Genomic DNA, 12,042 nt, shown 5'->3' on the forward strand with positions numbered 1-12,042 from the left:
ACCGTGCCACGTACTCCTGTCGTGGAAAACCAAAAAGTTTAGACCAAAGTTCAAACTTCCAGATTTATCTGTGGAGTCAATTCTAAAATCTAAAATCTAATATCTAACATCGACTGGCGATCGCAATCTGACTAAGTATGTCAAAATTTTAAGCGTGTGGGTAACTTCTTCTTGTACCGCTGCTCTGACTCCAACTTCTGTTGCCTTGGGAAACTTTGATGGTTTGCACCTAGGGCATCGACAAGTCGTGCAGCCAATTTTAAATCGATCGCCTGGGCAAAATTCTGCGACGGTTTTTGCGTCGGGGCAAAACACGCGCTCAAACGTTGGCACAGATCAAAATTTGCCAAGGGAACATCCGGCGACCTGCGAAAATGACTCAGCAGCACCGCCCGATCGAGCTGGCAGCAGCCATAATTTCGAGGGTTTGATAGGCATTAGGGCTGACCGCAACAGCCTCTCTGGGATCGATTCTGATGGGGTCGATCGACTTTACAGCACTGTGGTGACATTCGATCCGCACCCGCAAGAATTCTTTACGGGTCAACCGAAAAAACTGCTGACCCCTCTGGCAGAAAAGGTAGAATTGCTCGCAGCAATGGGCGTCGAGCAACTTGTGCTGCTGCCGTTCGATCGAGAATTGGCGGCTTTGACTGCTTGTGAGTTTGTCGAGGAAATTTTGGTGCGGCAACTAAAAGCGAGTCGAATTAGTGTGGGGGTTGATTTTCGGTTTGGACGGGGACGCGCTGGAACGGCTGTGGATTTACAGTCGATCGCCGCCGGTTACGGTATTGATGTTGCTCTTGCACCCCTGCACAATTGCGGTGGGGGCGATCGGATCAGCAGTTCTGCAATCCGCGAAGGTCTGGCATCCGGCGACCTCACAAGAGCGAATCAGTTGCTGGGGCGACCTTACAGTTTAGTCGGGACTGTGGTTGGCGGACAGCGGCTGGGTAGGACGATCGGATTTCCTACTGCTAATATCGAACTGCCACCGGAAAAATTTTTGCCACGTTTTGGCGTGTATGCGGTGCAAGTCTCGCTGAAGCATGGATGGGAAAAGATGAAAGAGGAAAGTTCTTTCTATCAGCGGGAAAATCCCAAATCTCTAATTCCGGGTACATCATCCAATTTATCTTTTGTCAATGGAGTGATGAATGTTGGCTGTCGCCCGACAGTAGACGGGCTGCAACCCACTGTGGAAGTTCACCTGTTAGATTGGTCTGGGGATTTGTACGGTCAAACCTTGAGCGCGAGTTTAGTAGAGTTTTTGCGACCCGAACAAAAATTCGCTTCTCTGGATGCTCTCAAAACTCAAATTCAGGCAGATTGCGATATTGCTAGAAGCCTCTTAACTGCTAAAGTCTAATAATTATGTGATCTAGAACAGCGTCATAGGTTTAAAAATGGTGGAAGATGAGTCAGAACAATTGTAGTTTTACCAATACGAAGTCCGCAAGGCAAAGACTCAAGATTTTGGCAGTTTGATGTTCGATCAACCATTAGCAATTAGCACTTAGTAATCAGGGATATGAGACAACATATTGAGCGGCTCAAACAAAATCTAAGCAAAACTATGGTCGGCAAAGCGGATGCTATTCGCTTGGTGCTGGTAGCCGTGCTTTCGGGTGGGCACGCGCTGCTGGAAGACGTACCCGGTGTGGGAAAAACGCTGCTGGCGAAGTCTTTGGCGCGATCGATCGATGGGAAGTTTCAGCGGATTCAGTGCACTCCCGATTTGTTACCGACGGATATCACCGGTACTAACATTTGGAATCCCCGCAGCGGAGAGTTTGAGTTTTTGCCCGGGCCAGTTTTTGCTAATGTTTTGCTTGCCGATGAAATCAATCGGGCGACCCCGCGAACTCAGTCAGCTTTGCTGGAAGTGATGGAAGAAAAGCAGGTGACAGTAGATGGAGTTTCTCGGAATGTTCCGGCGCCGTTTTTTGTGATTGCGACTCAGAACCCGATCGAATATCAAGGCACTTTTCCGCTACCGGAAGCCCAGATGGATCGGTTTACTTTGTCTTTGACTTTGGGCTATCCCGCTGCGTTGGAAGAGTTGCAAATGTTGGAACGACTTTCTGATAGTTTTGCAGTGGAAGATTTGCAGCCTTGTATTTCTTTGGAACAGGTGCAGGAATTGCGGCGTTTGTGCGCTGCTGTGAAGGTGGAAGGCTCTTTGAAACAGTATATGGTAGATTTGGTGCGATCGACGCGCGAAGATGAGGAGATTACTCTCGGGGTGAGTCCCCGGGGTGCGGTGGCTTTGCACCGGGCATCCCAGGCTTTGGCATTTATGGAGGGCCGGGATTTTGCTACTGATGATGATGTTAAGTATGTGGCGCCGCACGTACTATCTCACCGTTTAATTCCGGCGGGGGGAAGGAGGGCTAAGGCAATTGTAGATCGATTGTTGCGCTCTGTTCCTATTCCTTAAAAAGTTTGTAAGTAGGTCGTTCTAATTAAATAAATAGGCAAGATGCCTGTTCCACAAAGAATGATTTTTATTATGGGACAGGCATAATGCTCCCCCTTGTTATATCAAATCCGGTGGCATCGGAATTAATATTACCCACCTTCAGGAAACGGCACTGCCCTTTCCCTACCATTAATAGGGCGAGAGTTACATCCGAGGAGGGCTAATGATTATTTTGGGGTAGGGAAACAGCATTGCCTTACTACTTTTTTAATCACGCCTTAATAGCACTATCAAACAGCGCGACTAATTTTTGGGCCTCTAAATCAACGTTGTGTTGTTGAGCAACTCTCTCGGCTCCTGTTTTCCCCATTTGTTCTAGTTTTTCCACAGGTGCTTCCAATACCGCGCGCATCCCTACGGCTAATGCTTCTGCGGAACCGGGAGGAACTAGCCAACCGCAAACACCGGGTTCTACGAGCTCCGGGATGCCAGCAACATAAGTGCTAATTACGGGCCGATTGAGAGCGAGGGCTTCCATAATTACGACGGGCAAACCTTCAGCAAAACTCGGCAATACCATTGCCCGTGAAGCTAAAATCTCTTGCTGAACTCGATCGCCACTGGCCCACCCGGTAATTTCTATATGATTTTGCAGGCCGAGTTGCAGAATCTGCTTTTCAATATCCGATCGCAGCGGCCCGTCTCCTACGAGTACCAACTTAAACTCTAAGCCTTGAACTGCTAGCAAGTTAGCAGCTTCTAGCAATAACAAATGACCTTTTTGTTCGCTGAGCCGGCCAACGCAAGCTAAGCGCGGTGCTGCGGGTATGGGGACGTAGGGTGCAGCTAAAAATGCGGTATCTACGCCGCAGTGTATGACGTGAATTTTTGACCAAAAAGTGCGATCGCACCACCGAAAAAGCTGACTTTTACCGAAGGAACTAACTGCTGCTACAAAGGTCGATCGTTTAATTTTTTCGTCTAAGGAAAGAAGTGTCGCTTTATCAAATTCTTCAGGGCCGTGAACGGTGAAACTGTAAGTCGGGCCGCCAAGCACGCGGCACAGCATTGCAACTGTTGTGGAATTTGTCCCGAAGTGAGCGTGAACGTGTGCTGTACCGGATTCTGCAAACCAATTTAAAAGAATGCAAGCTTCTGCTAAATAAGCTAGATGCAGCAAAATCCCCCGTTCCGAGTGCCAGCCAACTTTGAACATTAACCGCACAGCTTCGATGAATCGAATGGGTCTAGTTGCGGCAACGCGCAGCAAACCCCACGCTAACCCCTTTACACCAACTCCTAAGATTACTTTAGTCAATTCTTGCTCTAGTTTGTCGGCCCCATCAACGAGTTCTGACTCGCAGGATCGGATCGAAAAACGTGCGACTTTCATGCCGCAATTTTCAACCGCTAGGACTTCTCTGCGGACAAAGCTGTGGCTGACTTTGGGATATTGGTTGACTAAATAAGCGATGTTCATGAAGGGGGAGAAAATTTTATGGTAAAACTTAGATTAGTTTAGCCTTTGGCAGCAGTACGTGGGCAACAAATTTAGCTGATTTGTTGAGCTTATTTGAGCAGGGGCGGAGGGCGATCGCTTTTGGTGGGATGGGGGAAGTGACAGCGGGGCGATGTCTATTCCGCCGAGAGGAAATCAATCCACACATTTTACATTTTTAATACAATAGTTAGGACTGTTTTTAGGTAGTAGTCACAAACCCTTGATTTTCCCGCGAGCACATCGATCACCATCAAAGCCTTTTTTTAGGGTTCCCAATCAAAAACTGTCTGAAGTATTTTCATATGCAAACCACTCCCAATCCGGTTTAACAGCGTTCTGTTTACCTCAATAATTAGTAATTATTCAACCTGCAATTCCATCTAATTTCCTATTGTCACCTCAATTTTCCCGAAAATCACCAGCCCGAAAAATAATTGCCCAAATCCCCAAAAAACCAGCAAATCTCGCACATCTCGCAACTCTCACAACTCCCTCCACTCTCGCCACCAACGATTTTTCTGAGGCGACTTGCTCTGCATCTACCCAAGATGACAGCAAATAAGGTAAAGTAAACGGCACAAGAGTCTAGAACTCTCCAACAACCGCAACTCGGCAAACCCGCCCCTGACCAGCAAAACTGGTCGGTACAGGTGGCATTAACCGCTAACCGTCAACCTCTAACAACCCAGAAAAATGCAAACCTACTACTACGTTTTAGCCAGCCAACGCTTTTTGCTAGAAGAAGAAGCCCTAGATGAAGTGTTTAAAGAAAGAACTCGCAACTACAACGAACAAGAAAAACAAATAGACTTCTGGTTGGTCAAACAGCCGGCTTTCCTAGAAGCACCGACAATGGCAGAAGTTAAAGCAAAATGCCCTCAGCCAGCCGCCGCTATTATTTCTACCGATCCTGTCTTTATCACCTGGTTGAAACTGCGATTAGAATATGTACTGACAGGTGAATTTCAAGCACCGTCAGCAACTATTCCCGATGCCCTTGCATCCCTACAGACAGCATGAACAAAATAGCAAAATATCAGACGAAACAACTAACAATAATTAGGGGTAAATTGTACAAATTTATTTTGTCTCTCCCCCTATTTTCTGCTACTTCGATCGCCCTTTTGGTATTGACAATTTTATCGAGTTCTGTTAAAGCTCAGTCGGGCTGCCAACCGCCCCAGTCCGATGAATATCTACTGTTAATTGTCACCCCAACACCCGAACAGCAAGAAAGAGCAAAACGCTCTTTCCCTGGAAATACTAACAACACAGTTTGTCGGTACATTAATGACACGGTGACGCGAGTGGGTGGCTTTCGGGACTCGCAAATCGCCAGCGATTGGGTGAAATACATCGAAGATGTTGTCGGATTGCAAGCTTACGTAGTACGATCGCCCGCAGCGGCGCTACCCCAAAATTTGCCAGTCTACAACCCTCAGCCAGCACCAGGTTCTGAACCAATAACCAATTCTCCCAGCGGCAATCTTGCCTTCAATCCCCAACCCCTGGGTCCTGGTTATGCAGTGTTAGTAGATTACTTCAACCAACCGGAATTAGCCGCCCAAGTCAGGCAAGCATTAGGCACGCAAGTAGGCTTAGCTTCCTACGGCCAGCGTCCCTTTTTATTCGTCGCTTATACAACGGATCAAAACGCCGCTACTGCTGCGGTAAAAACATTGAGCGATCGAGGTTTTTGGCCGATGTTAGTAGACAGCCGCCGAGTTACCTTAATTTCTCCCGCTGTTCGCTAAAAGATAACTTACCCCACGATTATTGGGAGCGTGAAATCATTACTACACCCAAAGTCCTAGCAGAGGGGGACTAATAACAATTATTGTTGTTGTTGTTTTTGGGATTCTAGCGGGCTGCTTCCTAGCTGACTTTCTGCCCGCTTTTTTGCTTCCATTGCCGCTCCGTAATCCGGTTTGTAGCGAATTGCTTTGTCATAGGAGGCGATCGCATCTTCGTATCTTTTTACCGCTACAAGTGCATTACCGCGGCTGTACCAGGCTTCGGAGTAGTCTTGCTTGACATAAACGGCTTCGTTGTAAGACACTAGCGCATCTTCGTACCGATTCAAATTGTACTGAGCATTTCCTCTATTGTACCACGCCTGATATTCTTTCGGATTTAAATCTAAGGCTCTGTTATAACACTCAATTGCTTGTTCATACTTGCGTAATTCGTGGTACGACCAACCTAAATTGTACCACGCTTGATAATAATCCGGTTTTAATTTAACAGCTTTTTCGTAAGCTTCTACTGCTTCTTCATGTCGGCGCATTTTTAGCAAAGCGATGCCTTTACTGTACCAGGCTTGATAAAAATTTGGCTGAAACCGCACGGCTTTTTCGTAGGCTTCAAAAGCTTCTTTATTTTTGTTTAATTCTAGGAAAACATTGCCTAAGTTATACCAAGCTTCAAAATTATCGAATTTAATTTCAACTGCTTTTTGATAGGATTCTACGGCTCGATCGTACTGTTTTAATTTTTGGTAAGCTTGCCCCCGATTGTACCACGCACCGTACAAATTTGGCTGAAACTGTACCGCTTTTTCGTAGGAGGCGATCGCTTCTTCGTACCGCTGCGAATCTAACAGAGTATCGCCTCTGCCTTCCCAGGCGGTGGCATAGTCGGGCTGGATTTTCAAAGCGTTATCAAAAGATGCGATCGCCTCTTGAGACTGTTGCAACTTCTCCAAAGCATAACCGCGTCCCGTCCAAGCTTCCAAGTATTCCGGCTTTAATTCTATGGCTTTATCATAAGCTGACTGCGATTCTTGGTATTTTTTCAATTCATATAAAGTTTTGGCTTTTTCCTGCCAAACTTCCGCGTAGTCCGGTCTGAGAGTTATTGCTCGCTCGTAAGCTGCCAGAGCTTCTTCAAATCGGCTTAAATTGTAAAGAGTATTGCCTCGGTTGTACAAATCAGTTGCATTGGCAGAATTAAAAGTGTTTACACCATAAATAGATGCTATAATACTGACGCCAATTAAACTGGCGATCGACAATATTTTTAAATAGAGTTTTTTTCGGGATTTTACAGGCTTATTCGCAGCAGCAACCGGAGGTAATACAGGAACTGTACCGCTGAAATAATTTTTCAATTCTTTAATAGCTTGCAGCGTTTCGCCGGCACTAGAATAACGCTGGCGAAAATCGTACTTTACCATCTTATCTAAAATCTTGGCAAATTCAGGACTGACTGATGTTTTGTCCTGCCAAATAATTTCCTCTGTATCGGGGTTTCTTGGCATTTGGTGGGGATTGATGCCCGTCAGGAACTGAATTGCGATCGCACCTGCGGCATAGATATCGCTGCTGAGTTTCGGGTTGCCGTGAGCTTGTTCGCTAGGCATATAACCGGGAGTACCGATGCTGACACTCAAGCTATTTTTGATCTGAGGATTGGTGATTTGAGTAGTAATTTCTTTGACTGCGCCGAAGTCAATTAAAACTAATTTTCCGTCTCTATCTCTGCGGAGGATATTGCGGGGATTGACATCGCGGTGAATCACATTTTGCTGGTGTACGAAATCTAAAATTTCCAGAAGTTCTTGCAATATACAAATAACTTGATCTTCCTGCATAACTCCCGCATTCCCAGGAGAAGCAGGCGTAATTTCTTGACTTAAATCGTGACCTTCTATAAATTCTTGAACGAGATAAAACTCTTGATTCTCTTCAAAAAAAGCAAAAAGTCGGGGAATGCGATCGTGATTTCCCAATTTGTACAAAACTTGTGCTTCGGTATCGAATAAACGTCTAGCTACCTGTAGAGTTTCCGGATCGGTTGCTTGAGGTTTAAGCTGCTTGACGACGCAGAGGTGATTGCCTGGTAGCTGCTTATCTTCAGCTAAGTAAGTTTGAGCAAATCCGCCGCCTCCCAAGTGACGGATAATGCTGTAGCGATTGCTGAGTGTTATTCCAAGCATGAGATTTACCTAATATTTCCTAGTCTTTTGGAGAATTAGCTTCCAACCAAGCTGTTAAATCTTCCGCATTTGAAAAATCTAATATAGCCTCTCTAAATTTTTTAATTGGTCGAACGACCACTGGGAAGTTTGAATTTCCATAAAATAAATTTCCGGGTGAAATCCATGATGCAGTTGTTCAATCATTAATTTAGTTCCATTTGCTTTCTTTCTTGTTCCCTCCCCTTACGGAGGGGGGAGGGTGAGGGTGGGGTTCTACATTTTTGCTGGCATTGGGATGCTCCCACTCTAACTTAACTTTGAACCGATTTCAAAATTTCATCATCGACTGAAAAATTTATCTCAGCTTTGTCCCGTCCCGAAACTACATAATCATTCTGAAAAGAATCTTTCAATCCAGAAAGTAAATCAAATTCCGGCTGCCAGTTAAGATCGGTGACAGCTTTATTAACTGAAGCAAAAAAGTGCTGCAATCGCATCGGAAAAGCTTTCTTTTTGCCGAAGTCAAATTGTTTCGGATCGTAGTGTACAATCTTAATAGCATCAGGGGATTTGCCTGCCGCTTGAATGCAGGCGCGGGCTAAACCGTCAAAGGTGACAAATCGATCGCCCGAAACGTTGTAAATTTGCCCGATCGCCCTAGAGTTGCCCAAAACCGCCGCCATTGCTTTAGCCAAATCCTGACAGTGCCCCAACTGCGTGAAGTGCATTCCGTTACCGGGAATCGGAATCGGTCGATCGCGCACGATGCGATCGAAAAACCAAGCCTCTAAATCGTTATAATTTTGGGGGCCGTAAATGTAAGTCGGGCGAATCGAAGTCCAAGGCAAACCCGAGGCGGCCAAGTAATTTTCGGTTTCGCATTTACCCAAGTGCCGGCTTTTAGGATCGGTAGCGTCCCCTTCGATATGAGGCATTTGATCCGACTTCAAATAAACCCCCGCAGAGCTCATGTAAACAAAGTGCTGCACCCGCCCTTTAAATATTTCAGCTAAAGGCTTTGTATCGCTGAGTTCGCGGCCGTTGTTGTCAAAAACAGCGTCAAACTCGACTGTCGATAACTTTTCTTGCAGTTGTTCGACATTAGTGCGATCGCCCTGAATCTGTTTTACGCCCGGAACCGGTACAGGCTTGTTGCCCCGGTTAAACAACACCACTTCATGCCCTTGTGCTGCTAAAATCTTAGTAAGATAAACTCCGATAAACCGAGTACCGCCCATCATTAAAATTCGCATTATTTTCGATGCTCCTTACAGTTAGTGTAAACATCTTACAATAAAGTTATGCCTTACGGAGAAACCATTTTTTTAAATAAAACACATATTAACAGCGATCCGCCCTGGTACGAAAAACCGGAACGCTTGAGTTTTTATGTGCAAGTCCTAAATGTCAGTTTTGTGCTTTCCTAAAGTGCGATCGCTCACAATAAACATAATTTTAATTGGTCTAAAATAGCCCTATGCAAGTTCCCCGGCTGCATCCAGAAACAATCGAAGAAGTTAAACAAAGAGCAGACATAGTAGATGTCATTTCCGGTCGCGTCGTGTTGCGAAAACGCGGCAAAGAATTTGTAGGTTTGTGTCCTTTTCACGATGAAAAATCTCCCAGCTTTACCGTCAGTCCCGGCAAACAAATGTATTATTGTTTCGGCTGCGGTGCAGGTGGCAATGCTTTTAAGTTTCTCATGGAACTGGAGAAACGCCCTTTCAGCGAAGTAGTATTAGAATTAGCTAAAAATTATCAAGTCCCGGTCAAAACAGTCGAACCAGAACACCGACAAGAATTGCAGCGGCAAATTTCTCTGCGGGAACAACTCTATGAAATCTCAGCACTAACAGCCAACTTTTACGAACACGCTTTGCGACAAACCCAAGGAGAAGAACCCTTAGCATATCTCAAATCAGAGCGCCAGCTCAGCGAAGAAACTATTCAACAATTTCAATTAGGTTATGCACCCCAAGGTTGGGAAGCACTTTACAGTTATTTAGTAGAACAGAAAAACTATCCCGCGCAGTTAGTCGAACAAGCTGGATTAATTGTACCCCGAAAAAATGGCGGCAGCGGTTATTACGATCGCTTCCGCAATCGCATTATGATTCCCATTCGCGACACCCAAGGCAGAGTCATCGGTTTCGGCGGCCGAGCTCTCGGCGACGAACAGCCGAAATACCTCAATTCTCCCGAAACAGAACTCTTCGATAAAGGCAAAACTTTATTCGCCTTAGATACGGCGAAAACAGCCATTAGCAAAGCCGATCGCGCAGTCGTTGTAGAGGGGTACTTTGATGCGATCGCACTTCAGGCCGCCGGCATCTCCAACGCCGTCGCTTCCCTCGGCACAGCCTTAAGTTTAAACCAAGTACGGCAGTTATTGCGCTACACTGACTCCAAACAAATTATTCTCAACTTCGACGCCGACAAAGCAGGAACTCAAGCAGCAGAACGTGCGATTGGAGAAATAGAAAAACTCGCTTATCAAGGAGAAGTCCAACTGCGGGTGCTCAACATTCCCGACGGCAAAGATGCCGACGAATATCTCAAAACATACTCCCCAGAACAATATCGAGAATTGCTCGAAAATGCTCCGTTGTGGCTCGACTGGCAACTGCAACAAATGCTGGTTAATCAAGATTTAAAAAAAGCAGATATTTACCAGCAAATTACTAAAAATTTTATTAGTTTGTTAACTAATATTACTAACGATAATCAACTCATACTTTACATTGCAAAGTGCGCGGAAATCCTAAGTAAAGAAGACTCTAAACGGACACCAATACTAAGAGAAAATCTGTTAAACCAAGTAGTTAGCGATTGGGGTAAAAGGCTGAGTCAAGACGAATCTTTGACAATTCCGCCGTTAATTAGAAAGAAGCTGAAGCGGCACACGCAATATAAAAAACAGCGTGCAATTAGCGAAAACAAAAGCTCAAAATCAAGTTTATCTGCTGCTGTAGCTCGCAGTCTTTTAGAAGAAGCAGAAGCGCAATTATTGCAGATTTATTTGCACTGTCCCGAATACCGCCAAGATGTCAGAGAAGCAATAGAAGCTAGAGACGTGCAGTTTAGCCTTTCTCACCACAGATTTTTGTGGCATCAGATTGTAAATGCAGAAATATTGCACAAAATGTCTTTACAAGTAGCGCCTTCAGAGTTAATATTGAAATTGCAAGATAGCTTCATTGAATATCCAAATCAACTCAATCAAATCTCGCATTTATTTCACTTAAACGAGTTCTCAGAAAGAAACGTTTATCGCGCACCTCTAGTAATTAGATCTGCCCTCGCCTGTATCGAGCAAATTATCAGCATGAAGCGCCGCCGAATTGCACTCAATATGTGGGAAAAAGCCAAGGCAGCTAGCAGTGGCGAAGAGGCTATAGAATATCACCAACTATTCTGTGCCGAACAAGAATGGCTCAAGGAATTAGAGCGGTTGCGTCAAGTTAATTTTTACGATTTAACATCCGTACCTTGGGGCTAATACCATTTTATATTTTAGATTTTAGATTGGGGATGACTCGTTCGATAGATGTTGGAAGGTTGCCTGCGGTTACATTGTTTTAACTGAGATAAGTAAAAAAGTCCTTAGTACAAGCTTGTTTGTACTCAGGACTTTATTCCTTTATTCAACGAGCCTTTTAATAATCGCAAAAAAGAGTTTCCCGAGTATCTCTACCTGTCACAGGATTAGTACCTTTTGCCACTTTACAAAGTTTTTCTATCATATCGTCTCGCAGCAGTGTCTCTGTAAAATCTGCACCGTCAATGATAGCTCCTTCCAGCCTGGTATTGTAAGCGAAAGCACCCTCAAGGATAGCATTAGTTAAATTTGCTTTCATCATGCGAGCTAAATCTAGAGTAGCACCCGTGAAATTAGCGCCTTCTAAATTTGCTTCTTCCATATTGGCAGCAAAAAAGCTGACGCCCCGCAAATCTGCATTAGTAAAATTGCTGTTGCGAAGATTCGCTTTATTAAAGCTGTCGTCAGTCAGAACTTGCCCAGTAAAATCAGCGCCGACTAGGATTTCTTTATCGTGATCCAAAGCGAAAGCAGGTGCGGGATTAATAGCGATCGCCCCAGCGACAATTACTGCTAAAATAACAAAACTCAGCAAGAAAGTATAAATATGTTGGCGAATTCGAGAAATCATCATACAAGTTCAAGCTAATGGGCAGTCGTGA

10 protein-coding genes are annotated in these 12,042 nt (G+C 45.0%); 5 read left to right on the forward strand and 5 right to left on the reverse strand.

The genetic code is table 11. From position 1 onward, the window contains the following. The first annotated feature begins 154 nt into the window (after positions 1-154). Together QUA45_RS00365 and QUA45_RS00370 are read left to right on the forward strand one after the other, a co-directional pair. The gene (locus QUA45_RS00365) at positions 155-1,369 is read left to right on the forward strand and encodes a bifunctional riboflavin kinase/FAD synthetase (RefSeq protein WP_333094891.1); all 1,215 of its coding nucleotides are present in this window, start codon (positions 155-157) and stop codon (positions 1,367-1,369) included. Between the two features lie 162 nt (positions 1,370-1,531). Next, on the forward strand, positions 1,532-2,440 hold the full coding sequence (locus tag QUA45_RS00370) for a MoxR family ATPase (RefSeq protein WP_333066985.1): 909 nt from the start codon (positions 1,532-1,534) through the stop codon (positions 2,438-2,440). A gap of 253 nt (positions 2,441-2,693) precedes the next feature. Here QUA45_RS00370 and QUA45_RS00375 read toward each other — a convergent pair whose 3' ends face one another. After that, entirely contained in the window at positions 2,694-3,902 is a 1,209-nt protein-coding gene (locus QUA45_RS00375; RefSeq protein ID WP_333218853.1) for a glycosyltransferase, read from the reverse strand. Between the two features lie 420 nt (positions 3,903-4,322). Beyond that, a complete protein-coding gene (locus QUA45_RS00380; RefSeq protein WP_333094889.1) occupies positions 4,323-4,502 on the reverse strand; it encodes a hypothetical protein in 180 nt (59 codons plus the stop codon). A 114-nt stretch (positions 4,503-4,616) separates the two neighbouring features. On the opposite strand from QUA45_RS00380, the gene QUA45_RS00385 reads away from it, so the two are divergent. Then, entirely contained in the window at positions 4,617-4,943 is a 327-nt protein-coding gene (locus QUA45_RS00385; protein WP_333042436.1) for an MgPME-cyclase complex family protein, read from the forward strand. Then, positions 4,940-5,677 (forward strand): hypothetical protein, encoded by a 738-nt coding sequence (locus QUA45_RS00390; RefSeq protein WP_333094888.1) that lies wholly within the window; start codon positions 4,940-4,942, stop codon positions 5,675-5,677. The genes QUA45_RS00385 and QUA45_RS00390 overlap by 4 nt, the downstream gene beginning before the upstream one ends. An 80-nt stretch (positions 5,678-5,757) precedes the next feature. Here QUA45_RS00390 and QUA45_RS00395 read toward each other — a convergent pair whose 3' ends face one another. After that, positions 5,758-7,860, reverse strand: a complete 2,103-nt coding sequence (locus QUA45_RS00395; protein ID WP_333218855.1) for a tetratricopeptide repeat protein — start codon at positions 7,858-7,860, stop codon at positions 5,758-5,760. Between the two features lie 293 nt (positions 7,861-8,153). Further along, positions 8,154-9,095, reverse strand: a complete 942-nt coding sequence (locus tag QUA45_RS00400; protein WP_333218857.1) for an NAD-dependent epimerase/dehydratase family protein — start codon at positions 9,093-9,095, stop codon at positions 8,154-8,156. Positions 9,096-9,319: 224 nt separating this feature from the next. On the opposite strand from QUA45_RS00400, the gene dnaG reads away from it, so the two are divergent. Beyond that, complete coding sequence (gene dnaG, locus QUA45_RS00405; RefSeq protein WP_333218859.1) at positions 9,320-11,341, forward strand: DNA primase; 2,022 nt, start codon at positions 9,320-9,322, stop codon at positions 11,339-11,341. A 157-nt stretch (positions 11,342-11,498) separates the two neighbouring features. Here dnaG and QUA45_RS00410 read toward each other — a convergent pair whose 3' ends face one another. Further along, entirely contained in the window at positions 11,499-12,014 is a 516-nt protein-coding gene (locus QUA45_RS00410; protein WP_333218860.1) for a pentapeptide repeat-containing protein, read from the reverse strand. Positions 12,015-12,042 lie beyond the last annotated feature (28 nt).

Source organism: Microcoleus sp. Pol12A5 (genome assembly GCF_036701435.1).
In the GTDB taxonomy this organism is placed as follows: domain Bacteria; phylum Cyanobacteriota; class Cyanobacteriia; order Cyanobacteriales; family Microcoleaceae; genus Microcoleus.

Excerpts from the sequence above, each read along its gene's own strand:
- QUA45_RS00370 (WP_333066985.1), top strand. The coding sequence starts at position 1,532 with ATGAGACAACATATTGAGCGGCTCAAACAAAATCTAAGCAAAACTATG.
- QUA45_RS00375 (WP_333218853.1), bottom strand. The coding sequence starts at position 3,902 with ATGAACATCGCTTATTTAGTCAACCAATATCCCAAAGTCAGCCACAGC.
- QUA45_RS00385 (WP_333042436.1), top strand. The coding sequence starts at position 4,617 with ATGCAAACCTACTACTACGTTTTAGCCAGCCAACGCTTTTTGCTAGAA.
- QUA45_RS00390 (WP_333094888.1), top strand. The coding sequence starts at position 4,940 with ATGAACAAAATAGCAAAATATCAGACGAAACAACTAACAATAATTAGG.
- QUA45_RS00395 (WP_333218855.1), bottom strand. The coding sequence starts at position 7,860 with ATGCTTGGAATAACACTCAGCAATCGCTACAGCATTATCCGTCACTTG.
- QUA45_RS00400 (WP_333218857.1), bottom strand. The coding sequence starts at position 9,095 with ATGCGAATTTTAATGATGGGCGGTACTCGGTTTATCGGAGTTTATCTT.
- dnaG (WP_333218859.1), top strand. The coding sequence starts at position 9,320 with ATGCAAGTTCCCCGGCTGCATCCAGAAACAATCGAAGAAGTTAAACAA.
- QUA45_RS00410 (WP_333218860.1), bottom strand. The coding sequence starts at position 12,014 with ATGATGATTTCTCGAATTCGCCAACATATTTATACTTTCTTGCTGAGT.